The following is a 24,227-nucleotide window of genomic DNA, read 5'->3' as shown; positions in this document are numbered from 1 at the left end:
CATGGATGCGGTTGACTCCGAGCCGGAAGCGAGGTGGTGGGAATGAGTGCGGTGCCGCAACTCGACGCGGACACCGCGCGGCGGGTAGCGCGGTCGACCGCGACCGTCGACGTGGTGGTCCCGGTGCACAACGAGGAGCGGTCGCTGCCCGGGTGCGTGGAGGTGCTCAGCAGGCACCTGCGGGAGAACTTCCCGTTCCAGTGGTCCATCACCGTCGTGGACAACGCCAGCACCGACGCCACCCTGCGCGTCGCGCGGGAACTCGCCGAGGCGACGGACCAGGTGCGCGTGCTCCACCTGGACCGCAAGGGCCGCGGCCTCGCGCTGCGCACCGCCTGGGGCTACAGCGATGCCGACGTCGTGGTGTACATGGACGTCGACCTCTCGACCGGGCTGGACGCGCTGCTGCCGCTGGTGGCGCCGCTGGTCAACGGGCACTCCGACCTGGCCATCGGGTCGCGCCTGGCGCCCGGGGCGCGCACCGTGCGCGGCGGCAAGCGGGAGCTGATCTCCCGCTGCTACAACAGGATGATCCGCTGGACGCACGGAGCGCGGTTCACCGACGCGCAGTGCGGTTTCAAGGCCGCGCGGACCGATGTCGTGCGGCCGCTGCTCGACCACGTCGCGGACGACTCGTGGTTCTTCGACACGGAACTGCTGCTGCTCGCCGAGCACAACGGGTTGCGCGTGCACGAGGTTCCGGTCGACTGGGTCGAGGACGTCGACACCCGGGTGAAGGTGGCGCGGACCGCGTTCGACGACGTCGCCGGGCTGATCCGCGTGGCGCGGGCCAAGATCACCGGGGCGGCCCGGGTGGACGGTCTGCCGCGGCGCCCCGAACCGAGGGCGGCCCACCCGCAGGCCGTGCTCGCCGAACGGGAGAACGGGCTGCTGTGGCAACTGGTCTCGTTCGGCGTCATCGGCGTGGTGTCCACCGCGCTCACTTCGGTGATCTACGCGCTGCTGCGGGAGTGGTGGCCGACGCTGCTGGCCAACTTCGTCGCGCTGACCGTCACCACGCTCTGGAACACCGAGGCCAACCGCCGGTACACGTTCCTCCGGCAGTCCGCGTCCTCCGGCCGCGTGCACCTGCAGGGGCTCGTCGTGTTCGTCCTGTACTACGTGGTGACCTCGGGCGCGCTGCTGGGCTTGCAGGTGCTGGATCCGGGGGCGTCGCGGTTCACCGAGGTCCTGGTGCTGATCGTGTCGTCGGTGGTCGGCACCGCGTTGCGGTTCGTGCTGCTGCGGTCGTGGGTTTTCGCCGCGCGCGAGGAGGAAAGCGCATGACGACAGTGCAGAGCGCACCGCTCGCCGGTCCCGGAACAACACCGGTCCGGAGCCGCTGGCAGCCGTGGGCGCTCGCCGCCATCTGCGCCGCGTCGGCGGTGCTCTACGGCTGGGGGCTCGGGAGTTCCTGGGGAAATTCGTACTACTCGGCCGCGGTCCGGTCGATGTCGCAGGGGTTCGAGAACTTCTTCTTCGGCTCCTTCGACCCGGTCGGAGTGGTCACAGTGGACAAACCGCCGATGGCGCTGTGGGTGCAGGTGCTGTCGACCTGGGTGTTCGGGTTCGACAAGGCCGCGTTGCTGCTGCCGCAGGTGGTCGCCGGAGTCGCCGCGGTGTTCCTGCTGCACCGCACGGTGCGGCGGTGGGCCGGTGAGCACGCCGCGCTGCTGGCCGCGCTGGTGCTGGCGCTGACGCCGATCACGGTGCTGATCAACCGGGACAACAACCCGGACACCCTGCTGGTGCTGCTCGTGGTGGCCGCCGCGTACGCGATGACGCGGTCGTTCGGGCGGCGCGGTGCGACCGGGTGGCTCGCGTTGGCCGCCTTCCTGGTGGGCTGCGGGTTCCTGACCAAGATGTTGCAGGCGTGGATGGTGCTTCCCGCGTTCGTCGCGGCGTACCTGGTCGGCAGCCGGGCCTCGTGGGGACGGCGGGTGGCCGACCTCGCGGTCGCCGCGGTCGTGCTGCTGGTCAGCTCGTTCTGGTGGATCGCGGCGACCGCGCTGTGGCCCGCGCCGAAGCCGTGGATCGGCGGCAGCACCAACGGTTCGGCCTGGGACCTGGTGTTCGGCTACAACGGGTTCGGCCGCATCCTCGGTGGCGACGGGAACATGGGCCCCGGTGGTCACCACGGCGGCGGTCCGGGTGGTGGCCCCGGTGGCGGTGGCGGGTTCTCCGGCAGCTCCGGACCGCTGCGGCTGTTCAACGAGCAGCTCGGCGGTCAGATCAGCTGGTTGCTGCCGCTGTGCCTGCTGGTGCTCGTGGCGGTCGTCGTCGCCGGGGCGCGCACCCGCGCGGTGGCGCGCGAGCACGTCGCGGGCTGGGTGCTCTGGGGCGGCTGGCTGGTGACCGTCGGGTTCATGTTCAGCTTCGCCCAGGGGATCATGCACCCGTACTACACGACGATGCTCGCGCCCGCGGTCGGCGCGGTGGCCGGTGCCGGGCTGGTCCGGTTCTGGCGCTGGTACACCTCGCCGGTGGGGCTGTCGTGGCTGCTGCTGCCGCTGGGTGTCGCGATCACCGCGGGGTGGGCGTTCACGCTCGTCGCGCGGGACCTGAGCTGGCACCCGTGGGCGGGCTACGCCGCGCTGGCGCTCGGGGCGGTGGCGCTGGTCGCGCTGCTGGTCCGGGGGCGCTTCGGCCGCGCCGGGTTCGCGCTGGGGCTCGCGGCGATGCTGCTGGTGCCGACGGCGTGGTCGGCGCTCGGCGCCACCAGCGGGCAGGCCAGTCCGATGGGCGGGGCCAACCCGATGGCCGGACCGCCGGAGATGGGCATGCCGGGCGGCGGCCGCGGGCTCCCGCCGGGGATGTCGGGGGACCGGCGGCACGGCCAGGCCCGGGGGGACGCCGGCGAGACGCTTAGCGCCGAGCAGCGCAAGCTGCTGGCCTACGTCCAGGAGCACGCCGGGGGCAAGGAGGTGCCGATGGCCGTGGAGGGCGGTGCCCACGGTGCCTCGGCGTACCTGCTGGACTCGGACCTCACCGTGGTCGGCATGGGCGGGTTCATGGGCAGCGACAACGCCCCCTCGGTGGCGCAGCTCACCGAGTGGAAGCGGGCCGGGAAGCTCGGCTTCGTGCTGCTCGGCGGCGGTCCCGGCGGTTCCGGTCGGATGCCCGGCACGCCGCACGGGCCCGGCGCCGGACAGGGCCCGCCCGGCATGCCCGGCGGCGAACTCCGCCAGCAGCGCGAGCAGTGGGTGAAGCGCAACTGCGCGCTCGTCGACCCGGCCGCCTACGGCGGCACCGGGCAGCAGCAGGGGGACGGTCCGTTCGGCGGGGAGCAGCAGCTGTACTCGTGCGGATGAGCGCCCGTGCTCGTCGTGCGCGGCGGTGCCGGTTGCGGGCGTGCGCCCCGGAATGAGGAAGCGGCCGGCACCGCTCGCCGCGCCCCCTTCGGAGGTTCCCAGCCTCCACCCAGGGTTTTCCCAGGAAGCCGCGTCACCCTGGAGGACGTGACGGAGACCGACGCGAGGGTCCTGGTCGTCGACGACGAACCCAACATCCTCGAACTGCTCACCGCTGCGCTGCGCCTGAGCGGTTTCGAGGTGCGGGGCGCGGCGACCGGGGCCGACGCGCTGCGAGCGGCCGACGAGTTCCGCCCCGACATCGTGGTGCTCGACGTGATGCTGCCCGACCAGGACGGCTTCTCCGTCGCGACGCGGCTGCGGGACAGCGGCAACCACGTGCCGGTGCTGTTCCTGACCGCGCGCGACGCCGTCGAGGACCGCATCGCGGGGCTCACCGCGGGCGGTGACGACTACGTCACCAAACCCTTCAGCCTGGACGAGGTGGTGCTGCGGCTGCGGGCCATCCTGCGGCGGGTCCGCCCGGCGCAGAGCACCGACTCGCTGCTGCGCTACCAGGACCTCGAACTCGACGAGGAGACCTACGAGGTGCGCCGCGCCGGGCGACTGGTGAGCCTGTCGCCGACCGAGTTCAAGCTGTTGCGCTACCTGTTGATCAACGCGGAGAAGGTGGTCAGCAAGGTGCAGATACTCGACCGGGTGTGGAACTACGAGTTCGGCGGGGACAGCCGGATAGTGGAGTCCTACATCAGCTACCTGCGCCGCAAGGTCGACTCGGGCCAGGCGCCGCTGATCCACACCATCCGCGGCGTCGGGTACGTGCTGCGACGACCGCCGGAGGACCGGTGAGGGTGCTGCGCACACTGCGCGGGCGGTTGGTCCTGGCGTTGTTGTGCGTGACCGCGGTGGGGTTGGGGCTGATGGGCTTCGCCTCCACCGCGCTGCTGGAGCGGTCCCTGGTGTCGCATGTGGACGAACGGCTGGTCGGCATGGCCCAGCCGTGGGAGCGGGGCGAGCACCCGCCTCCGATGCCGCCGGGCGAGAACCCCGGGCACGGCAACCTGCCCACCGACTTCCGGGTGCTGTTCTTCGACCGCGACGGCAGACCGGTCACCATGCTCGGGCAGTCCGAGTCGGACCCGACCGGACCGGTGGTGCACAACCCCGAGCACGGTCCGGAGATCCGCACCGTGCCGGACCGCACCGGCGGGGCCGGCTGGCGGGTGCGGACCAGCCACCTCCCCGACGGGCAGGTGATCGCGCTGGCGTTGTCCATGCGCAACATCGACGTCACCGTGCAGCAGCTGGTCAACATCGAACTCGTCGTCGGGGCGGCGATGCTGGTGCTGCTGGTCGCCGCGGCTGCCGTCACGGTGCGCCTCGGGCTGCGGCCGCTGACCCGCATCGAGCACACCGCGGACGCCATCGCCGCCGGCCAGCTCGACCGCCGGGTGCCGGACCGGGATCCGCGGACCGAGACCGGCAGGCTCGGTTCGGCGCTGAACACCATGCTGGAGCGGCTGGTCGACGCGTTGCAGCAGCGCGAGCACTCCGAGCAGCGGTTGCGCCGGTTCGTGGCGGACGCCTCGCACGAGCTGCGGACGCCGCTGACGTCGATCCGCGGTTTCGCCGAGCTCTACCGGCGCAGCAGCGAGCCGCGCGAGGAGGACGTGCGGCTGATGATGTCGCGCATCGAGGGCGAGGCGCAGCGGATGGGGTCGCTGGTGGAGGACCTGCTGCTGCTGGCGCGGCTGGACCGGGAGCGGTCGGTCGAGCTGACCGACCTGGACCTCGTGCCGCTGGTGCACGACGCCGCGCACGACGCGCGCGCCCGCGACCCGCAGCGGGAGATCGTCGTCGACGACCCCGGCCACGCCGTGCGGGTGCTGGGCGACTCGGCGCGGTTGCGGCAGGTGGTGGCGAACCTGGTGACCAACGCCCTGGTGCACACCACGCCCGGGAGTCCGGTGCGGTTGTCGGTGGGGCACGGCGTGGTGGACGGCCGGGCGGCGGCTGCGGCCGGGGCGGAGATCCCGGTCGGGACGCAGCTGGGGGTCGTCGAGGTCGCCGACAGCGGACCGGGCATCGCCCCGGAGCACGCCCGCCGGGTGTTCGACCGCTTCTACCGGGTGGCCGACGGGCGGGAGCGCGCCTCCGGCAGCACCGGGCTCGGTCTGGCGATCACCGCGGCGCTGGCGGAGGCGCACAACGGTCGCGTCGAACTCCGCGGCAACCGGTCCGGGGGCAGCACCTTCCGCCTCCTGCTCCCGCTGTCCTGAGGTCGTCGGACTCGTTGTGCGTGGCGGAACCTTCGTGCCTGTCTTCGAACTCGTCGTGCGTGGCGGTGCCGGCGCCGGAACCTCCTGCCGGAAGCGGGTTCGAAGCCAGGCACTCCGCAGGCTCTGCCGACACCGCCCGGCCGGGTGGCCCCGGCCGGGCGGCGCGGTGTTGCGGTCAGAGCTTGACGGTCGGGTGGTGGATGTCGAACCAGACCGACATGTCCAGCACCCGCTCGAAGGTGTGGCGGGCGAAGGTGTCGATCTGGGCCGGGTCCTGCTTGATCGCCTCGTTGATCCACTTCTCGTCGCACAGGGCCAGCGCCGGGTCGCCGTCGGAGACCAGCTGGGCGACCTGCTTCTGCAGCACCGCCGCGTACTTCGGGTCCTGGGTGGACGGGTACGGGCTCTTGACCCGCTCCACCACGGACTTCGGCAGCACGTCGGCCGCGGCGTGGCGCAGCAGGCTCTTCTCCCGGCCGTCGAAGGTCTTCAGCGACCACGGGGTGTTGAAGACGTACTCGACCAGGCGGTGGTCGCAGAACGGCACGCGGACCTCCAGGCCGACCGCCATGCTCATCCGGTCCTTGCGGTCCAGCAGGATGCGCACGAACCGGGTCAGGTGCAGGTAGCAGATGATCCGCATCCGGCGCTCGAAGTCGCTGTCGCCGTCCCGCAGGGGCACCTCGCTCACCGCCTGGCGGTAGCTGTCGGCGATGAAGGTGTCGATGTCGAGCGCGGCGCGGACCTCGGGGGCCAGCACCTCGGAACGCCCGCCCGGGTGGACGTCGGTGAACATCGCCAGCCACGGGAAGGTGTCGGCCTGCTGCGCCTGCGGGTCGTGGAACCACTTGTAGCCGCCGAACACCTCGTCGGCCGACTCACCGGACAGCGCCACCGTGGAGTGCCCGCGGATCGCCTTGAACAGCAGGTACAGCGACTGGTCCATGTCGCCCAGGCCCATCGGGAAGTCCCGCGCGCCCACCGAGGCGCGGCGCACCGCCGGGTCGGCGAGCGTGTCGGGGTCCAGCACGATGTCCTGGTGCCGGGACCCGACGTGCTCGGCGACGTCGTGCACGTACGGGCCGTCCGGGGTGTCGCGCATCGGGTCCGGCTGGAAGTTCTCGGTCTGGCCGACGAAGTCGACGGCGAAGCTGCGGACCTGCTCGCCCTTGCGGGCCAGCTGCTGCCCGGACAGCGCGGTGATGGCGCTGGAGTCCAGGCCGCCGGACAGCAGCACGCAGCGCGGCACGTCGGAGATCAGCTGGCGGGCGACGATGTCGTCGAGCAGTTCGCGCACGTGCGCGACGCTGGTGCGCTGGTCGTCGGTGTGCTCGACGGCCCGCAGCTGCCAGTAGGTCGTCTCGCGCAGCCCCTTGCGGTCGACGGTGACGATGGTCCCCGGCTGCACCTCGCGCATGCCCTCCCACACGGCGGCGCCGGGGGTCTTGGTCATGGCGAACAGCTCGCGCAGCCCGTCGGCGCCGACGACCTTCTCGGCCAGCGGGTTGGCCAGGATGGCCTTGGGCTCGGAGCCGAACAGCACGCCGTGCTCGGTGGGGTAGTAGTACAGCGGCTTGATGCCCATCCGGTCGCGGACGAGCAGCAGCTGGTCGGTGCGGGTGTCCCAGACGGCGAAGGCGAACATGCCGTTGAGGTGTTCCGCGAGCTGGGCGCCCCACTCCAGGTAGGCGTGCAGCACGACCTCGGTGTCGCTGTCGGTGTCGAAGCGGTGGCCGCGGCGGCGCAGCTCGTCGCGCAGCTCGGTGAAGTTGTAGGTCTCACCGCTGTAGACGATGGCGACCTTGCCGTCGGGGGTGTCGACCTCCATCGGCTGGGCGCCGCCGGGCAGGTCGATGATCGCGAGTCGTCGGTGTCCCAGCGCGGCGTGCGGACGCACCCAGGTGCCGCCCGCGTCCGGTCCCCGGCAGGCCATGGTCTCGCACATCGCGTCGATCACGGACTGCTCGCGGGTGAGGTCGCGTTGGAAGTCGATCCAGCCGGAAATGCCGCACATGAACTGCTCCGTTCGCTGCTCTTATCGGATTCCGTTCGTCGCGCCGGGGAGTGACGAAATGGCCCTGTGAGGCGCCGCTCACAGGTTCTTTAGCGAGATTAACTAGATCGTTGCATCGACGAAACCACATGACGGGGTGAAGTCGCCCACTCACGAATCGTGCAGAACCGTCGAAACGGGTTGGGGGTGCACCGCCCGTATCGCCCGAATGGGTGACATCAAGGCTCCGTAAACGCCCGGGTCGCGGGCGTCAAGGAGCCGTCATGGGCCCTTGGGCCGGGCCGTCGCGGGAGCTTCGCTGTACGGCGGCGGGATGGTCCCGCCTCGCCGTTTCGATGTGAGGAGTGCGCAGCGGTGGCTGATCTGGCCTACGCCGTGTTGCTTGTCGCCGGGTTCGCGGCCCTGGCGTTGACCCTGCGAGGTTTGGAGCGCTTGTGAGCGTCCTGCTGGCCAACGCCGCCGGTGGCGCGTTGGCACTACTGCTGATCGGTTACCTGTTCGTCGCGCTGATCCGGCCGGAGAAGTTCTAGATGAGTCCCCTCTCGGTCGGCCTGGTCCAGGCCGGCCTCCTCGTCCTGGTCATCGCGGCCGTGCACCGGCCCTTCGGTGACTACCTCGCCCACGTCTACACCAGCGACCGGCACTGGCGGGTGGAGCGGGCCGTCTACCGCCTGGTGCGGGTCGACGGCGACTCCCGGCAGCGCTGGACCGGATACGCCGCGGGCGTGCTCGGTTTCTCGTTCGCCTCCATCGTGCTGCTGTACCTGCTGCAACGGCTGCAACCGTGGCTCCCGCTGAGCTTCGGGCGCGGCCCGGTCGACCCGGCCACCGCGTTCAACACCGCGGTCAGCTTCGCGACCAACACCAACTGGCAGTCCTACGTGCCCGAACAGGTCCTCGGGCACACCGTGCAGATGGCCGGGCTGACCGTGCAGAACTTCGTGTCCGCGGCCGTGGGCATGGCCGTGGCGATCGCGCTGGTGCGCGGGTTCGCCGCCTCCGCCGACGAGCGGATCGGCAACGTCTGGGTGGACATCACCCGGGGCGTGACCCGGGTGCTGCTGCCGATCGCGTTCGCCGCGGCGGTGCTGCTGGTGGCGCTCGGCGGGGCGATGAGCCTGGCCGCCGGCATCCACGTCGTCGGGCTGGACGGCCACGCGCACACCATCGCCACCGCGCCGATCGCCAGCCAGGAGGTGATCAAGGAGCTGGGCACCAACGGCGGCGGCGTGCTCAACGCCAACTCCGCGCACCCGTTCGCCAACCCCGACGGGGCCAGCAACCTGCTGGAGGTCTTCCTGATCCTGGTGATCCCGATCAGCCTGACCCGCACCTTCGGCACCCTGGTCGGCGACCGCAGGCAGGGCCGGGCGCTGCTGTCGGTGATGGTCGCGCTGATGTCGCTGACGCTCGCCGCGGTCTGGTGGGCCGAGAGCCACCCGAACGGCCCGGCGACACTGGCCGCCGGAAGTGCCCTGGAGGGCAAGGAAACCCGGTTCGGCGTCTTCCTGTCCGGGCTGTTCGCGGTCGCCACCACCGGCACCTCGACGGGTGCGGTGAACTCGATGCACGACAGCTACACCGGGCTCGGCGGCGGCGTGGCGCTGCTGAACATGCTCATCGGCGAGGTCGCGCCCGGCGGGGTCGGCGCGGGGCTGTACGGCATCCTGGTGCTCGCGGTGATCGCGGTGTTCCTCGCCGGGCTGATGGTCGGCCGCACCCCCGAGTACCTGGGCAAGAAGCTCGGGCGGCGGGAGGTCACGGCGGCCGCGGTCTCGGTGCTCGCCATGCCGGTGGTGGTGCTGCTGGGCACCGGGACGGCGCTGGCGCTGCCGGACACCCGGCAGGCGATGACCAACGGCGGTCCGCACGGGCTCTCCGAGGTGCTCTATGCCTTCGCCTCGGCGGGCAACAACAACGGCAGCGCCTTCGGCGGTCTGACCGCCACCAGCGACTTCTTCCAGGCCGCGCTGGGCGTGGCGATGCTGCTGGGCCGGTTCGTGCCGATGCTGGCGGTGCTCATGCTGGCCGGATCGGTGGCGCGGCAGCGGCGGGTCGCCGAGACCGCCGGAACGCTGCCCACCACCGGCCCGCTGTTCGCCGGGCTGCTCGGCGGCACTGTCGTCCTCGTCGCGGCGCTGACGTTCCTGCCCGCGCTCGCCCTCGGTCCCATCGCGGAGGCACTCGCATGACCACCACCCTGGAAGAACCCCGCGCGCAGACCGAACCGGCCGCGCGCAAGCTGTCCGCGGGCGCGTTCAGCCCCCGCCAGCTGTGGACCTCGCTGCCCGAGGCGCTGCGCAAACTGCACCCGCGACACCAGCTGGCCAACCCGGTCATGTTCGTGGTGTGGGTCGGATCGGTGCTGGTCACCGTGCTGGCCGTGACCGACCCGAGCGTGTTCGGCATCGCGGTCGCCGCGTGGCTGTGGTTCACCGTGCTGTTCGCCAACCTGGCCGAGGCCGTCGCCGAGGGGCGCGGCCGGGCGCAGGCCGAGTCGCTGCGCCGCACCAAGACCGACACCACCGCGCGGCGGCTGGTCGACGGCGTCGAGGAGCGGGTGCCCGGCACCGACCTGCACGTCGGCGACCTGGTCGTCGTCGAGGCGGGCGAGGTGGTCCCCGGCGACGGCGACGTGGTGGAGGGCATCGCCACCGTCGACGAGTCGGCGATCACCGGCGAGTCCGCGCCCGTGGTGCGCGAGTCCGGCGGCGACCGCTCGGCGGTCACCGCGGGCACCACCGTGCTGTCCGACCGGATCGTCGTGCGGGTCAGCACCGAGCCCGGCGGGACGTTCGTGGACCGGATGATCGCGTTGGTGGAGGGCGCCCAGCGGCAGAAGACGCCGAACGAGATCGCGCTGACCATCCTGCTGGCCACGCTGACGATCCTCTTCCTGCTCGCGGTCGTCGCCCTGCAGCCGATGGCGGGCTACTCGGGATCGCTGCTGTCGGTGATCGTGCTGGTGGCGCTGCTGGTGTGCCTGATCCCCACCACGATCGGCGCGCTGCTGTCGGCGATCGGGATCGCCGGGATGGACCGGCTGGTGCAGCGCAACGTGCTCGCCAAGTCCGGGCGCGCGGTGGAGGCCGCCGGGGACGTCAACACGCTGCTGCTGGACAAGACCGGCACCATCACCTTCGGCAACCGGCGGGCCACCGAGCTGATCCCCGTCGACGGCACCCCGGTGGCCGAACTGGCCCGGGTGGCGCGGCTGTCCAGCCTCGCCGACCCGACGCCCGAAGGCTCCAGCATCGTCGAGTTCTGCGTCACCGAGCACGGGCTGCCCGCCGAGGCCGAAGGCGCCGAACGCACCGCCGAGTCGGTGCCGTTCACCGCGCAGACCCGGATGAGCGGCATCGACATCGACGGGCGGCAGATCCGCAAGGGAGCCGCGAGCGCGGTGCGCGCCTGGGCGGGCGGACTTCCGTCCGAAGTGGACGACGAAGTGGAGCGGATCTCCGCGCAGGGCGGGACTCCGCTGGTGGTGGCCGAACGCGGCGACGACGGGACCCGCGTCGTCGGCGTGATCCGGCTGTCCGATGTGGTCAAACCCGGGATGCGCGAGCGGTTCGCCGAACTGCGCGCGATGGGCATCCGCACCGTGATGGTCACCGGCGACAACCGGCTCACCGCGCAGGCCATCGCCGCCGAGGCCGGGGTCGACGACTTCCTCGCCGAGGCCAGGCCCGAGGACAAGCTGGCGCTGATCCGCCGCGAGCAGGAGGGCGGCCGGATGGTCGCCATGACCGGCGACGGCACCAACGACGCCCCGGCGCTCGCGCAGGCCGACGTCGGCGTGGCGATGAACACCGGCACGGCCGCCGCCAAGGAGGCCGGCAACATGGTCGACCTCGACTCCGATCCGACCAAGCTCATCGAGATCGTCGAGATCGGCAAGCAGCTGCTCATCACCCGCGGCGCGCTGACCACCTTCAGCATCGCCAACGACCTGGCCAAGTACTTCGCCATCCTGCCCGCGATGTTCGTGGCGATCTACCCGCAGCTGGACGCGCTGAACGTGATGCGGCTGGCCACGCCCACCTCGGCGATCCTGTCCGCGGTGGTGTTCAACGCGCTGGTCATCGTCGCGCTGATCCCGCTGGCGCTGCGCGGCGTCCGCTACCGGCCCACCACCGCCGCCGCGCTGCTGCGGCGCAACCTGCTGGTCTACGGCCTCGGCGGCATCGTCACGCCGTTCGTCGCGATCTGGCTCATCGACCTGGTGCTCCGGTTCGTCCCGGGCATCGGCTGAGGGAGGGCACCGATGAACAACACCCTGCTGCGGCAGACCCTGGCCGGGCTGCGGCTGCTGCTGGTCGCGACGGTCGTGCTCGGCGTCGCCTACCCGCTGGCGGTGTGGGGCGTCAGCCGTCTGCCCGGGCTGGTCGCCAACGCCGAGGGCTCGCAGGTCGTCGTCGACGGGAAGGCGGTCGGCTCGTCGCTCATCGGCATCGACCCCGTCCCCGCCGACCCGGCCCGCGACCCGTACTTCCACACCCGGCCGTCGGCCTCGGCGCCCGGTCCGCTCGGGCCGGGCGACCCGTCGGTGACCGGGGGCTCCAACCGGAGCGGGAGCAACCCGGACCTGCTGGCGGCGGTGCGGCAGCGCCGCGACGCCATCGCGGCCCGCGAACGGGTCGCGCCGGCGCAGGTGCCGCCGGACGCGGTCACCGCGTCCGCCAGCGGCGTCGACCCGCAGATCAGCCCCGCCTACGCCGAAATCCAGGTGCCGCGCGTGGCGCGGGTGACCGGGCTCGGCGAAGCCGAGGTGCGGCGGCTGGTCGCCGAGAACACCTCGGGCGGACTGCTCACCGACCGCGCGGTGGACGTGACGGACCTCAACGTCGCCGTTCGGCGGGCGGCCCACCGCTGAGAGGTCGTAGGAGACTGGACGCGTGGACAACGGGCGCAGACGCGGCGAGCTGCGGATCTACCTGGGCGCGGCCCCGGGGGTCGGCAAGACGTTCGCGATGCTGGCCGAGGCGCACCGGCGCGCCGAGCGCGGCACCGACGTCGTCGTCGGCTTCGTCGAGACCCACGGGCGCCGCAGGACCGGCGCGCTGCTCGACGGACTGGAGGAGGTGCCGCGCCGGCGCGTCGAGCACCGCGGCGTCGAGCTCACCGAGATGGACCTCGACGCGGTGCTGGCGCGCGCACCCGAGGTCGCCGTGGTCGACGAGCTCGCGCACACCAACGCGCCCGGCTCCCGCAACCCCAAGCGCTGGCAGGACATCGAGGAACTGCTCGACGCGGGCATCACCGTGCTGTCCACGGTCAACGTGCAGCACCTGGAGAGCCTCAACGACGTCGTCGAGTCGATCACCGGGGTGCGCCAGCAGGAGACGGTGCCCGACGAGGTGGTCCGCCGGGCCGGGCAGATCGAACTCGCCGACATCACCCCGGAAGCCCTGCGCCGCAGGATGGCGCACGGCAACATCTACCCGGCCGACCGGGTGGACGCCGCGCTCGGCAACTACTTCCGCACCGGCAACCTCACCGCGCTGCGCGAACTCGCGCTGCTGTGGCTGGCCGACCAGGTGGACGTGGCACTGCGGCGGTACCGCGACGAGAAGCGCATCACCGACACCTGGGAGACCCGCGAGCGCGTCGTGGTGGCCATCACCGGCGGCCCGGAGAGCGAGACGCTGATCCGCCGGGCCCGCCGCATCGCGGCCCGTGCGGGCGCCGAGTTGCAGGTCGTGCACGTGCTGCGCGGTGACGGACTGGCCGGCGCGTCGCCGACCGGCCTGGCGCGGGCCCGCGAGCTGGCCGACGCGGTCGGCGCCAGCTTCCACTCCGTCGTCGGCGACGAAGTGCCCGAGGCGCTGCTGGAGTTCGCCCGCGGTGCGAACGCCACGCAGCTGGTGCTCGGCACGTCCCGGCGGTCCCGCTGGGCGCGGATGTTCGACGAGGGCATCGGCGCGACCACGGTGCAGAAGTCCGGGTCCATCGACGTGCACATGGTCACCCACCCCGAGGCGGGCGGCGGTCGGCGGCTGCTGCACGGCCTGGCCCGCAACCCCCTGTCGTCGACCCGCCAGCTGTGGGGCTGGGTGCTGGCGGTGCTGCTGCCCGTGCTGGTCACCGGCGTGGCGTTCGCCTACGGCGACGTCGCGCTGTCCGCCGACGTGGTCGGCTACTTCCTGGCGACCGTCATCGTCGCGATGGTCGGCGGGATGGCCCCGGCGCTCACCGCCGCCCTGCTGTCCGGCGGGCTGCTCAACTTCTTCTTCAGCCCGCCCCGCTACTCGTTGGCGGTGTCGGATCCGCAGAACGTCGTCGCGCTGGTCGCGATGATGATCGTGGGCATGTTGGTGGCGTTCATGGTCGACCGCGCCGCGCGGCTGGCCGAGCGGGCGGCCGACGCGCGCACCGAGGCGGCGCTGATCACCTCCTACGCGCGCACCGTGCTGACCCACCCCGATCCGCTGTCGCGCCTGCTGGAGAAGGTGGTGGAGAACTTCGGCCTGTCCTCGGCAGCGCTGCTGGAGCGCGACGGCGGCACCTGGCAGGTCGCGGCCTGCACCGGACCGAACCCGTGCGACCGCCCGGAGAAGTCCGATGTGGACATCGAGGTCAACCCGGACGTGCACCTGGCGCTGCGCCGCCCCGGCGGCAAGCCGCTGCCCGCCGCCGACCGGACGGTCCTGGAGGGCGCGGCGGGCCAGGCGCTGCTCGCGCTGCGCCAGCAGCGGATGGCCGCCGAGGCGCGGGAGGCGCAGCGCCGCGCCGACGCCACCCAGCTGCGCACCGCGCTGCTGTCCGCCGTCGGACACGACCTGCGCACCCCGCTGGCCTCGATCAAGGCGTCGGTCAGCAGCCTGCGCGACCCCGAACTGGCGCTGTCCGAACAGGACACCGAGGAACTGCTCGCCGGTGTCGAGGAGTCGGCCGACCGGCTCACCGAACTCGTCGACAACCTGCTCGACTCCTCGCGGCTGGCCACCGGTGCCGTCGCCCCGCGGCTGCGCCCGGTCGGCTACGACGAGGTCGTCGCCCGCGCGCTCGCCGGGCTCGACGGGCGCCGGTCGGTCGACGTCGACATCGACGAGTCGCTGCCCGCCGTGTTCGCCGACGTCGGCCTGCTCGACCGCGTGGTCGCCAACGTCGTGCAGAACGCGCTGAAGTACGGCTGTCCGGACGGCGGCCTGGTCCACGTGCGGGCCAGCGAACACGCGTCGTGGGTGGAACTGCGGGTCGTCGACCACGGACCCGGACTGCCCGACGGCACCGCCGAGGCGGTGTTCGCGCCGTTCGAGCGGCTCGGGGAGCGCGGCGAGCGCGGCGACTCCAGCGGCGTCGCCGGGATCGGGCTCGGGCTGAGCGTGGCGCAGGGCTTCATGGCGGCGATGCAGGGCACCATCCGGGCCGAGGACACGCCGGGCGGAGGGCTGACGATCGTGCTCGCGCTCCCCGCCGCGACCCGGCCGGACGACACGAGCGCACACCGATCACAGGGGAGACGATGACACGGGTTCTGGTCGTCGACGACGAACCGCAGCTGCTGCGCGCGCTGCGGATCAACCTCACCGCCCGCGGCTACCAGGTGCTCACCGCGGTCGACGGCGCGACCGCGCTGCGCGCCGCCGGTGACGGCAAGCCGGACGTGGTGGTGCTCGACCTGGGACTGCCCGACATGGACGGCGGCGAGGTCATCGCCGGGCTGCGCGGCTGGACCACGGTGCCGATCATCGTGCTGTCCGCCCGCACCGACTCCACCGACAAGGTGCAGGCGCTCGACGCGGGCGCGGACGACTACGTCACCAAACCCTTCGGCATGGACGAACTCCTCGCCCGGTTGCGCGCCGCGGTCCGCCGCGCCAGCACCAGCTCCGCCGACGACCAGCCGGTGATGCGCACCGACTCGTTCAGCATCGATCTGTCGGCGAAGAAGGTGCTGCGCGACGGCGTCGAGGTCCACCTCACCCCCACCGAGTGGGGCGTGCTGGAGGTCCTGGTCCGCAACTCCGGCCGCCTCATCGGCCAGAAGCAACTGCTCAAGGACGTCTGGGGCCCGCAGTACGCCAACGAAACCCACTACCTGCGGGTCTACATGGCCCAACTGCGCCGCAAGCTCGAACCCGACCCCAGCCACCCCCGCTACCTCATCACCGAACCCGGGATGGGGTATCGGTTCGAGGGGTGAGGCGCGGAGGGGTCACGTGCTCGACGTGTCGGTGGTCGCGACGAACCACCCGAGCACCGTGACGGTCCGCGGTGTTCATCGATCGGGGTGGGGCCTGCTCACGAGATGGGGTGTGTCGGACGTGATCAGACCGGCAAGGGTGGTCAGGGACAACCGCAATGACAACGTGGTGCCGGGGTTGATGTCCACGAGCACGTCCCGGGCTTGCTCGGCGAGCGACAGGATGGTGGATCCTTCGACGGGGTGGGTCTGCTCCCATGCGGTCCACTGCGCGGAGGTGCACACCGGTATGACCGACGTGCTGTCGGAGGGGTCGGTGACCACGGGGATCCCGGCGGAGTTGTCGCCGTAGGCGAGCAGTTCGGCGTGGTAGAAGCTGTCCGCGAGCATGCCCAGCGGGTTGTAGCCGTGCAACGTCCTCCACAGGGTCAGCTCCAGCCCGTTGGCGAACTTGAACCCGGTGAGCACGCTCGAAGGCTCGTACGCCGGGTTGATGTGGTAGTCAGTGAGCCTCCCACCATTGCCGACCTGGTAGCCGCCTTGGACAGCGAAGCGCGGCGGTGTCACCCCGGGCCGCACGGCCGGGTCGGCGAACACGATCCACTCGCCGGGCTGTTTGCTCCGCGCCTCGGCGCGGAGCTCGTCGGTGACCTTCGGCAGCGGAAACGGACCGATCATGGTCTCGCGCGTGATGGTTCCCTTGGGTGTGGTCATCGCGTGCCCCTGTGGATGCGGTTCAGATCGAAGTGCGGGTTGGGGATCCAGCTCGGTCGCCCATTGACCACCGTCCATGCGCCGCGTACCTGGTGGGTGGGGATTTCCCGTATGAATAGCCGTTCGCCTTCGCCGTGGGACATGAACGTGTCCCCTTCCTGCAAGCGGAATGTCGCGTCACCGTGGATGGCCTCGCGGGCGCGTATGTCCAGGATGACATCCCCTTCGGCCAGGCCCCCGTCCCGGGCAAGGGCGTGGCCGAGGCTGTTGGTGGTGGAGATGAACGGTGTTTCGCCGGCGGCGCCGGCAACGTGCGCACCGAGGTGCGGCAGGTCTGCGGCGGCGTCCGGATGGCGGGCCGACACGCCGTCTTTGAAAAGCCCGTCGATCCCACCAGGGGGCAGATCCTTGGCCTCGACCTTGCGAAATAGGGCGTCCTTGTCCGGGTCGAGTTTTTCGTAGACGAAACGCGGGTCTTCCACGTAGTTGTCGATCGGTTGTCGGGTAAGGCCCTTGGGCAGCTCGTCGGCACCCTTGTCCAGATCCCACACGTCGGATTGCCCCAGTTTGAGCGGGTCGCCGTGTTGAGACACGTACGCTTGGGCCTCTCGGAACGCTTCCCCCGGATCGTGGCCTGGCAAGTGCTGGGGCGTCGGCGCCTCACGCACCGGCGGGTGGTGCGGCGTGGGTGGTTCCAAGTGCCCTGCGGACTTGGCCGCTCGCCCGCCGAGTTCGCGGGCGCCTTTGGTCAGGCGGCGGGTGGTGGAGGCGACTCGGGAGGCCGTTCCGGCGCCTCCGGCGAGCGAGGCGATGGCGTCGGGGATGCAGCTGCCCAGGGTTCTGCCCGGCTGGTTCTTCCAGCCGTCGATGTCCACAGTGGTCTTGATGGCCGCGTAGGGGTCCTTGACCGCCCCGACCAGGCCCATCGCCAGGGTGGCGGCGGCCTCGGCCGACTGGGCCGGGTGGGTGAACTTGTACGGGTCGAAGGGCGCGATCATCCGCGCCAGCTGCACCAGACCACCCACCGCGTCGAGTGCGCCACCGACCACCGATCCCAGGAGCCGACCGCCCGATTCCAGCGAGTCGGTGAAGTTCTCCTTGAGCTTGGTCAGCAGCCCGGGTTCGGCGGGCGCGTCCTCGCAGGCGGCGATCAGGGCGCGGGCGGCCTGTTCCCCGGCGGCCTGGACACGAGCCTTGGCGTCCCGGATGGCCTGCTCGGCGGCCTCGCGATCGGCGGCGGCCGGGTCGGTGAACGGGCCCGGCACCGGACCGGGCTCGGGACCACCGGCGTTCGCGGCCTCGACGCGCTGGTTATAGGCGTCGACCTCGGCGTTGTGGCGTTCGCGCGCGGCCTCGCTGGTCTGTTTCGCCTTCTCCAGCTGCTCTTTCGCGCGCTGCGCGGCGGCTTTCGCCTCGGCCAGCACCTCCGCGTACTGCGCGACGGCTCGCCCGGCCGAGGTGAACGCGTCCGCGGCGCTGAACCACTTCGGCGGGCAGGTGTCCAAATAGGACCGGAACTGGTCGGCGGCGTGGCCCTTCCAGCCGCCGTCGTCGATGGCTTTGAACCCCTGGCCCGCGCGTTCGAACCCGGAACCGAGCTTGCTGAGGTGGTCGGCGACCTCCCGCATCTTGGCGGGGTCGCCCGGGATGACGTCGCCCTCGACCAGCCCCAGGGCGACGCCTACCGCGTGGGCACCATCGCTGATGGCCCGCTTCGCCTCGGCGAGGTCATCGCCGAGACTGCTCGTGTTGGACACCACGGTGCGTCACCCGCCGAACGTCTGGTGGATCTGCTGCTCGGCATGCCGCGCGGATTCGGCGCTCCAGTCCGGCGCCGTCTCGCCCCGGATCTGCGACCAGTCCTTGTTGTCCCAGGCGTCGGCGTCCTCCATCGGATTGCCGCCGAAGACGTGCAGGACGCGCTTGACGGCCGTGGCGGCCGCGTCGTCGGCCTTCTCGTAGACGCTGCGGGTGTCGCGCAACGCGTCGGCGCAGTCCACCCCGTCCTCCACCAGGAACTTCACGCCCCAGGTCCACTTCTCGACGAACAGGGCCAGGGCGCCGCTCAGACCGTCGTGGCCCACGGTGTCCGGGGTTGCGGACTCGTGCAGGTGCTCCAGACCGCGGCCCTCGGCGCCCACGTTCGCCTCGCCACCGCCCCACCCGTACATCTCGTTGAGTTCGGCGACGGCGTCGCGCACGCCTCGTTCGGCCTCGGCCAGCGCGTTCAGGTCCACGCCGAACCCCGCCCCGGGCTGTGCCACTACCGGACTCCTTCCGCCTTGAGCAGGTTTTCGTAGTCGACGGCCAGCTCGGGGCCGACGATGCCCGCCACCGGTGGCAGCGCCAGTGACAGATCCGAGCCCGGGTTGAGGATCACGCCGGTGCCCGGCTCCAGCTGCGGCAGGCACTCGTGCAGGAGCTGGTGACCGGTCAGCTCACCGGTGTGCACCGGCCGGGAACCCTGGCCGCACAGCTGTTTCCACGCGGCCAGGTGCTCGACGGTGGCGAACGCGGGCAGCCACGGCATGCCCTGGTAGCGCACGGACAACACCTGGTGTGACTCCGCGCTGGTGCGTTCCACCAGCAGTGGCGCGGCGTGCAACGCCGCGAGCACCTCGTCGAAGTCGATCTCACCGCGGACGAACCGTGCCACAGCGGCAAGGAGAATCTCGGTGGGCGCCGCCCTGTCCAACGATCCGGACATCGAAGACGTGTCCATCACGCGAGCCCGTTCTCGCGACGGTGACGTGCGGTTTCGACCGACGTGTCGAGCAATCCGCCGGACAAGCGCACAATCCGGCCGGAGCCGGGACCCGATCCCGGCTGAGCAGCATTCGGCTTCATCGAGCCACGCCCTCCCCAACGTGGAACACGACAAGACGCACGGCACCGTAGCAAGGGGACACCGCCGCGCTACCACGGATCCGCCGCGGCTCCCCGTGTAAGGATCACCACTGCCGCTCCTGCTCCGAACGGCGGTGCGTTCCTGCGCAGCCCGCGCGACCGCTCGTCCGGTCACGAACTCGCCAGGTCCGCCTCGACCCGGACCACGGCCTCGTCGAACGCACGCCGGAAAGCCGCGACCTCCCACGGATGCAGCCGGAAGAAAGCGCCCTCGTCAGGACCGCATATCTCCATTTCCCCCGCACCGACGGAAATCGAGCACACCGAGACGTGACCTCGTGAATCCTGACACCGCAACAACCACTCCCGCTTCGGCTCCTCCTCGCGCACCGGCGACTCCGCGCGGTTCAGGGACATGGCTGCCTCCCTTGGACTGGTGGTTTCGTGGACGAAGTCAGAATTGCGTGGACGCACATTTGTCCGCAACTACGCGATCAGGTGATCGTCAACGCGCCCAGTCTCGTGTCAAGCTCACTTCACGTTCTGCTTGAGGTGAGGAGAATTCCGATGCCCCGACGCGCTGGTCCGTCCGCCCGATCCCGTCGACTCGCCCGCACGCTGCGCCGACTCCGTGCGGACAGCGGTCTCAGCGCTGCGGAAGTGGGCAGGGCGCTCGGCATGTCGGGCAGCAAGCTCAACCGCATCGAAGCCGCCGAGATCGGAATCTACCAGGACGATCTGGAGAAACTCCTGGACTTCTTCCGCGTCCCGCGCAAGCGCCGCGTCGAGCTGCTGGACATCGCCCGTCACGCCGAACAACGCGGCTGGCTCCGCATGCGGAACGCGAATCTCCCCGCCGACTGGCAAACCTGGACCGACTTCGAGGAAGAGGCCACCGCGCTGCGGAACTACGAACCGCTCATGCTGCCAGGCCTGCTCCAGACCGCCGAGTACGCTCGCTCGATCATCGAGGCGACCGGCGGCGAACTGGTCGACGGGAACATCGACGAGCTCGTCTCGTGCAGAATGGCGCGGCAGACACTTCTGACCAAGGCCGAACCCGTCCAGTTCCACGCCATTGTCGAGGAAGACGTCCTAAAACGTCCGTTGGAGGAGGACGGTGCCCGGGAACGTCAACTGCGGCACCTCGTCGCTCAGGCCGAGCGAACGAACATCACGCTCCAGGTGATGCGGAGCGACCGGATGCACCCCGGCCTGAACGGCCCGTTCGTGATCTTGGAATACGATGCCGACCCCAGCCTGGTGTGGCTGGAGAGCAAGCTGGTCAGCATGTTCCTCGAAGAGGATGAGCAGGTCGAGTCGTACGTGTCGACCTGGCAGGAGCTGGAAAAGCTCGCTCTGGGGCCGGAGGAGACGCTCGACCTGCTGCGCGAGCTGGTCTCGTAGTGCCTTCGGTGGTCACGTGCAATGCGTTCGGCGTGACATCATGCGTCCATGACATTCGTCGTCTTTTCCGGCGTCGCGTGGCGGAAATCGAGCCGAAGCTCGGCCAACTCGAACTGCGTGGAGGTCGCTCGGCAGGGCGCTGCTGTCGGGGTGCGGGACTCCAAGGACCCCGAGGGCGGGGTCCTCGTCTTCTCCACGGCCCGCTGGCGCGACTTCGTGGCACGGCTCTGATGCGTGGTCGCGCAGCGGTTCCGTGGGGTTCGCGTGAAGTTTCCGGAACCTGCTGACCAGCGCGGAACCCCGCTGCTACTGTCTGCGTGATCTGCCGGTGATCAGACGCCGACCTGGGGGTTTCCGCGATGACGACACCAGCACCACCTCCGCCGCCACCGGCACCCGGCGGCCCGGGCCAGAGCATCACCGTCAACAAGGACAACGTCCTGCAGGCGCGCAAGGTGATCCTGCAAGCGGTGGAGCATGCGCATGACCGGCTGGAAGCTCTCCAGTACGACCTGGCGATCTCCGCGCCTGCCGACGACCGGATCAGCAGCACAGCCGCGGCCGTCTGGAACGGGAATCTGGTGCTCAACCCCGATTCGCATTACAACCGGCTGAGGCAGTACGTCGACAACGTGCAAAAACTCGCAGAACAGCTGGAAGAGGCCGCGAAGCAGTACGGCTACACCGAAGAAGAGATCACCGCCTCGTTCAACGCCCAGGCGAGGCAGATGTGAGGGGAGCGCAGGTGCCAACGCGCGTTCACTCGGTGTTGATCGGCTTCGGGCTCGTGGCGGTCACGATCGGTGGCTGCACAGTCAACGGCCCGGACCCGGCACCGACGACCTCTGCTCCGAAGCCCGAAACCAAGACATCGAGGCCGAAGGACCTCAGCCTCGCGGGCAAGCAGGACGCGGACTTGTGCAAGCTCCTCACCGAAGAACAGCAATCGCAGTTGCAGATCGCTCGTCCTCGCCCGGTGGCCAAGGACGGCACCAACGACTTCCCAGGCTGCATCTGGTCGGGTGAGACAGGGCAGACGGGCTATTCGGTCGCCGTCCGAGCGGTTCCCATGAGCATGGCCGACTTCCGGGCGAAGCGGGGTGACGAGTCCCCCGACACCGCGGCCACGTACGCGGTCGGCGCCGGTTTCCCCGCCGCGCAGGGGCAACGTGGCGGTGGTTTCGAGCAGTTGGGCTGCAACGTGGATGTCGACGTGGCCGATGGTCAGACGCTCGACGCGTTCGTAAGCCCGAACGTCAACGGAACGATGTCGAACCAGGACATGTGCACCAAAGCCAAACAAGCCGCCGAGGCCGCTGTGACGACGTTGCAGGGGCAGGGCTAGGGGGAACGTCGTGACCGGTGTCGACCCGATTCGCGATCTTCGGTTCGAGGGGATGGACATCCCGCAGCTCACCGACTGGATCGGCAAGATCAAGCAGGGGCGCGGTTCGGAGTCGATGAACCGCGCGGTGCAGGCCCTGGACCAGTGCGTGCAGGTCGTCGTCGACCTGGACGACACGTTGCGCACCGAACTCGGCAAGCTCGGGATCGCCTGGGAGGGCAACGCCGGTGACCTCGCGCAGGCCGCGGCGCAGCAGCGGTCGGTGGTCATGCAGCAGGCGCAGGACCCGTTGCGGGGGTCGGCGCGCAGCGTCGAGGCGCAGGGCCGCGGGTTCGACTCGGCCAAGCACAGCCTGCCGAACAGCGACGAGTTGCGGCACAAGCAGTCGGAGAACTTCTTCGAGTGGGCCGGCGGCGCGTTCGGCTACGAGAGCGACTACGACGCGGAAGCCAAGCAGATCGACGGGCGCAAGAAGGCCGCGCAGGCGGCGCTCGGCTCGTACCGCGACACCACGGTCACGCAGGCCCAGCAGTACCAGCCGCTGCCGCAGATGCCCGCTCCCACGGTGGCGGCCTCGGCCGGTCCTCCCGGGGCCGTGCCGACCGTCGGTGCGCCCGGCTTCGGCGGTGACGCCGTCGCGTCCGGGGGCGGTTTCCTCGGCGCCGAGCAGTCGACGACCGGGTTCCTCGGTGGGGAACGGTCCACGTCCGGGGGCGGACGCGCCGGCAGCGACGAGCCGTCCGCCGGTGGGCGCAGCGGGACCGAGGACCACCGCGCGGACTCCGCCGAACCCGGCGGGAACGCCGATCCCGCCCCCGAGGGCGGCGATTCCGGGATCGGCCTCGGCGGGGTGCTCGGCATCGGCGCGGGCGGCGCCGCCGTCGCCGGCATCGGCGCGGTCGCGGCGGGCAGGCTGCTCGGCGGCCAGGGCGGTGCCGCGCGCGGCGGCGGGGCGGCGGCCGAGGGCCGGGCCGCGACGCCGGGGCGCGGCGGTTCCTCCGGGATCGGCGGTGGCCCCGGCGACACCACCGCGGGGCGCACCGCGGGCAGCTCCCCGGGCAGCCGTCCCGCGGCGGGTTCGGTGATGGGCCCGGCCGCGACGCGCGGCAAGAAGGCCGCCGAGGACGAGGAGCACGAGAACCGCTACACCGCAGAGGAAACCCCCTTCGACGACGAGCGCCTGGCCGCCCCACCGGTCCTCGGCGGCACCGGTGAGCCGGACGGGCCGGAGAAGCAGGGCTGACGTGCGTCCCGGAGCAGAAGCCGACCCGGTCACCCTGTCGGTCGCCGAGTTCGACGTGCTGTGCGAGGCGGCGAACCTCGCCGATCGGCGGCACATCGTGCTGGACGTGCCGAGCCCCGGCGCGACGTTCACCGAACGCGCCCGGATCGTCGCCGACGTGTGGGCGGGACTGCGCGCCCGGCACCTCGCCGAACCGGGCGGCGACCGCGTCGACGCGGAGCTCGGCGACCTGCTGGCACTGCTGGACCGGCCGCGGCGCAGCATCGACGTGCGGATCTGGGCCGACCGCCCGATCCGCGCGCTGGCCGCCACGGCGGACGGCGAGGGCGCACTCCTGTCCATCGTGGACGGTGACGCGGTCGAGCTGACCCCGGTGCGGGCGAGTTCGCTGGCGGAGGCGGCGGTCTCGGTCGCCGGGGACGTCGCGGCCGGGCCGGGACGCGCGGTGAGCCTGCCCAACGAGGTCCTGCGCGAGGCGTCCGACGCGGCCGGGCCGAACGACCCGCACGGGTTCGTCGACGAGCTGCGCGAGCTGGGCGTCCCCGCCGACGACGCGGCCGAGGTGGTGCGCATGTCCGACGGCATGGGCGTGCGCGGCCAGTTCGGCGCGGAGTTCCGCCCGCAACGCGGCGGCCACGCCGACCGGGCGCCCCGCGTGGTGGGTTTCCACGACACGCCCGCCGGCCGCTACCTCCACGTGGTGCGCACCAGCGGCGACGGGCGCCGCTGGAGCACCCTCGCCCCGGCCGACAACCAGCGCATCGCCGAGTACGTGCGGGAGCTGCTCACCGAACTCGCCGACGGCGAACTGGCGTCGCCCTTCGGCGTCTGAGCCCGCCACCCGCACGCACCGCGCTCCCGGGAAGCCCGTTCGGCGTCTGGTGGGCGTTCCGGCGGGTTCGCTAGCGTCGGGGACCT

The 24,227-nt window shown here is 71.3% G+C and carries 22 protein-coding genes; 16 read left to right on the top strand and 6 right to left on the bottom strand.

The genetic code is table 11. From position 1 onward, the window contains the following. Positions 1–42 precede the first annotated feature (42 nt). The 4 genes from NV263_RS24895 to NV263_RS24880 all read left to right on the top strand — a co-directional run bounded on the left by NV263_RS24895 (position 43) and on the right by NV263_RS24880 (position 5,590). The gene (locus NV263_RS24895; protein ID WP_263249046.1) at positions 43–1,287 is read left to right on the top strand and encodes a bifunctional glycosyltransferase family 2/GtrA family protein; all 1,245 of its coding nucleotides are present in this window, start codon (positions 43–45) and stop codon (positions 1,285–1,287) included. Then, on the top strand, positions 1,284–3,311 hold the full coding sequence (locus NV263_RS24890; RefSeq protein ID WP_263249045.1) for an ArnT family glycosyltransferase: 2,028 nt from the start codon (positions 1,284–1,286) through the stop codon (positions 3,309–3,311). Before NV263_RS24895 ends, NV263_RS24890 begins: the two co-directional genes overlap by 4 nt. 147 nt (positions 3,312–3,458) lie before the next feature. Beyond that, entirely contained in the window at positions 3,459–4,160 is a 702-nt protein-coding gene (locus NV263_RS24885) for a response regulator transcription factor (protein ID WP_317630366.1), read from the top strand. Beyond that, positions 4,157–5,590 carry a sensor histidine kinase gene (locus NV263_RS24880; protein ID WP_263249044.1) on the top strand — a complete coding sequence of 478 codons (1,434 nt, stop codon included), beginning with the start codon at positions 4,157–4,159 and terminating at the stop codon, positions 5,588–5,590. The genes NV263_RS24885 and NV263_RS24880 overlap by 4 nt, the downstream gene beginning before the upstream one ends. Positions 5,591–5,765: 175 nt before the next feature. On the opposite strand, the gene asnB is transcribed toward NV263_RS24880, so the two are convergent. Then, complete coding sequence (gene asnB / locus NV263_RS24875) at positions 5,766–7,604, bottom strand: asparagine synthase (glutamine-hydrolyzing) (RefSeq protein ID WP_263249043.1); 1,839 nt, start codon at positions 7,602–7,604, stop codon at positions 5,766–5,768. A 434-nt stretch (positions 7,605–8,038) separates the two neighbouring features. On the opposite strand from asnB, the gene kdpF reads away from it, so the two are divergent. Genes kdpF through NV263_RS24845 form a run of 6 tightly spaced genes read left to right on the top strand, consistent with a single transcriptional unit; the run spans position 8,039 to position 15,753 of the window. Continuing rightward, on the top strand, positions 8,039–8,134 hold the full coding sequence (gene kdpF, locus NV263_RS24870; protein WP_263249042.1) for a K(+)-transporting ATPase subunit F: 96 nt from the start codon (positions 8,039–8,041) through the stop codon (positions 8,132–8,134). Then, a complete protein-coding gene (kdpA, locus tag NV263_RS24865; protein ID WP_263249041.1) occupies positions 8,135–9,796 on the top strand; it encodes a potassium-transporting ATPase subunit KdpA in 1,662 nt (553 codons plus the stop codon). Next, positions 9,793–11,859 carry a potassium-transporting ATPase subunit KdpB gene (gene kdpB / locus NV263_RS24860; protein WP_263249040.1) on the top strand — a complete coding sequence of 689 codons (2,067 nt, stop codon included), beginning with the start codon at positions 9,793–9,795 and terminating at the stop codon, positions 11,857–11,859. Before kdpA ends, kdpB begins: the two co-directional genes overlap by 4 nt. Before the next feature lie 12 nt (positions 11,860–11,871). Then, positions 11,872–12,480 carry a potassium-transporting ATPase subunit C gene (locus NV263_RS24855; protein WP_263249039.1) on the top strand — a complete coding sequence of 203 codons (609 nt, stop codon included), beginning with the start codon at positions 11,872–11,874 and terminating at the stop codon, positions 12,478–12,480. A 22-nt stretch (positions 12,481–12,502) separates the two neighbouring features. Beyond that, positions 12,503–15,076: a sensor histidine kinase gene (locus NV263_RS24850; RefSeq protein WP_263249038.1), complete on the top strand. Its 2,574-nt coding sequence runs from the start codon at positions 12,503–12,505 to the stop codon at positions 15,074–15,076. Continuing rightward, positions 15,073–15,753: a response regulator gene (locus NV263_RS24845; RefSeq protein ID WP_263249037.1), complete on the top strand. Its 681-nt coding sequence runs from the start codon at positions 15,073–15,075 to the stop codon at positions 15,751–15,753. Before NV263_RS24850 ends, NV263_RS24845 begins: the two co-directional genes overlap by 4 nt. 75 nt (positions 15,754–15,828) lie before the next feature. Here the strand turns inward: NV263_RS24845 and NV263_RS24840 are convergent, their stop codons facing one another. The 5 genes from NV263_RS24840 to NV263_RS24820 all read right to left on the bottom strand — a co-directional run bounded on the left by NV263_RS24840 (position 15,829) and on the right by NV263_RS24820 (position 19,704). Beyond that, positions 15,829–16,467 (bottom strand): hypothetical protein, encoded by a 639-nt coding sequence (locus NV263_RS24840; RefSeq protein WP_263249036.1) that lies wholly within the window; start codon positions 16,465–16,467, stop codon positions 15,829–15,831. Beyond that, on the bottom strand, positions 16,464–18,224 hold the full coding sequence (locus NV263_RS24835) for a putative T7SS-secreted protein (RefSeq protein WP_263249035.1): 1,761 nt from the start codon (positions 18,222–18,224) through the stop codon (positions 16,464–16,466). Before NV263_RS24835 ends, NV263_RS24840 begins: the two co-directional genes overlap by 4 nt. A gap of 9 nt (positions 18,225–18,233) precedes the next feature. Then, positions 18,234–18,731 carry a hypothetical protein gene (locus NV263_RS24830; protein ID WP_263249034.1) on the bottom strand — a complete coding sequence of 166 codons (498 nt, stop codon included), beginning with the start codon at positions 18,729–18,731 and terminating at the stop codon, positions 18,234–18,236. Next, positions 18,731–19,123: an SseB family protein gene (locus NV263_RS24825; RefSeq protein WP_263249033.1), complete on the bottom strand. Its 393-nt coding sequence runs from the start codon at positions 19,121–19,123 to the stop codon at positions 18,731–18,733. Before NV263_RS24825 ends, NV263_RS24830 begins: the two co-directional genes overlap by 1 nt. Positions 19,124–19,485: 362 nt before the next feature. Then, positions 19,486–19,704 (bottom strand): hypothetical protein, encoded by a 219-nt coding sequence (locus NV263_RS24820; protein WP_263249032.1) that lies wholly within the window; start codon positions 19,702–19,704, stop codon positions 19,486–19,488. Positions 19,705–19,881: 177 nt separating this feature from the next. Between NV263_RS24820 and NV263_RS24815 the strand changes: the two genes are divergently transcribed. The 6 genes from NV263_RS24815 (at position 19,882) to NV263_RS24790 (ending at position 24,141) form a co-directional block, all read left to right on the top strand. Next, complete coding sequence (locus NV263_RS24815; protein WP_263254355.1) at positions 19,882–20,721, top strand: helix-turn-helix domain-containing protein; 840 nt, start codon at positions 19,882–19,884, stop codon at positions 20,719–20,721. 48 nt (positions 20,722–20,769) lie between these two features. Beyond that, entirely contained in the window at positions 20,770–20,952 is a 183-nt protein-coding gene (locus tag NV263_RS24810) for a DUF397 domain-containing protein (RefSeq protein ID WP_263249031.1), read from the top strand. Positions 20,953–21,080: 128 nt separating this feature from the next. Next, positions 21,081–21,455, top strand: a complete 375-nt coding sequence (locus NV263_RS24805) for a hypothetical protein (RefSeq protein WP_263249030.1) — start codon at positions 21,081–21,083, stop codon at positions 21,453–21,455. 11 nt (positions 21,456–21,466) lie between these two features. Next, entirely contained in the window at positions 21,467–22,066 is a 600-nt protein-coding gene (locus tag NV263_RS24800) for a DUF3558 domain-containing protein (RefSeq protein WP_263249029.1), read from the top strand. Positions 22,067–22,076: 10 nt separating this feature from the next. Next, positions 22,077–23,309 carry a hypothetical protein gene (locus NV263_RS24795; RefSeq protein WP_263249028.1) on the top strand — a complete coding sequence of 411 codons (1,233 nt, stop codon included), beginning with the start codon at positions 22,077–22,079 and terminating at the stop codon, positions 23,307–23,309. Between the two features lies 1 nt (position 23,310). Beyond that, positions 23,311–24,141: an ESX secretion-associated protein EspG gene (locus NV263_RS24790; RefSeq protein ID WP_263249027.1), complete on the top strand. Its 831-nt coding sequence runs from the start codon at positions 23,311–23,313 to the stop codon at positions 24,139–24,141. Positions 24,142–24,227 lie beyond the last annotated feature (86 nt).

This window comes from Saccharopolyspora rosea (genome assembly GCF_025643595.1).
GTDB lineage: Bacteria > Actinomycetota > Actinomycetes > Mycobacteriales > Pseudonocardiaceae > Saccharopolyspora > Saccharopolyspora rosea.
Note: the sequence above shows the minus strand (reverse complement) of the source record. Positions and strands in the feature narration are given on the sequence as shown.

What these genes read in the sequence shown, in the direction of transcription:
- NV263_RS24895 (WP_263249046.1), top strand. Translation starts at nt 43, where the DNA reads ATGAGTGCGGTGCCGCAACTCGACGCGGACACCGCGCGGCGGGTAGCG.
- NV263_RS24890 (WP_263249045.1), top strand. Translation starts at nt 1,284, where the DNA reads ATGACGACAGTGCAGAGCGCACCGCTCGCCGGTCCCGGAACAACACCG.
- asnB (WP_263249043.1), bottom strand. Translation starts at nt 7,604, where the DNA reads ATGTGCGGCATTTCCGGCTGGATCGACTTCCAACGCGACCTCACCCGC.
- kdpA (WP_263249041.1), top strand. Translation starts at nt 8,135, where the DNA reads ATGAGTCCCCTCTCGGTCGGCCTGGTCCAGGCCGGCCTCCTCGTCCTG.
- kdpB (WP_263249040.1), top strand. Translation starts at nt 9,793, where the DNA reads ATGACCACCACCCTGGAAGAACCCCGCGCGCAGACCGAACCGGCCGCG.
- NV263_RS24855 (WP_263249039.1), top strand. Translation starts at nt 11,872, where the DNA reads ATGAACAACACCCTGCTGCGGCAGACCCTGGCCGGGCTGCGGCTGCTG.
- NV263_RS24845 (WP_263249037.1), top strand. Translation starts at nt 15,073, where the DNA reads ATGACACGGGTTCTGGTCGTCGACGACGAACCGCAGCTGCTGCGCGCG.
- NV263_RS24840 (WP_263249036.1), bottom strand. Translation starts at nt 16,467, where the DNA reads ATGACCACACCCAAGGGAACCATCACGCGCGAGACCATGATCGGTCCG.
- NV263_RS24815 (WP_263254355.1), top strand. Translation starts at nt 19,882, where the DNA reads ATGCCCCGACGCGCTGGTCCGTCCGCCCGATCCCGTCGACTCGCCCGC.
- NV263_RS24810 (WP_263249031.1), top strand. Translation starts at nt 20,770, where the DNA reads ATGACATTCGTCGTCTTTTCCGGCGTCGCGTGGCGGAAATCGAGCCGA.
- NV263_RS24805 (WP_263249030.1), top strand. Translation starts at nt 21,081, where the DNA reads ATGACGACACCAGCACCACCTCCGCCGCCACCGGCACCCGGCGGCCCG.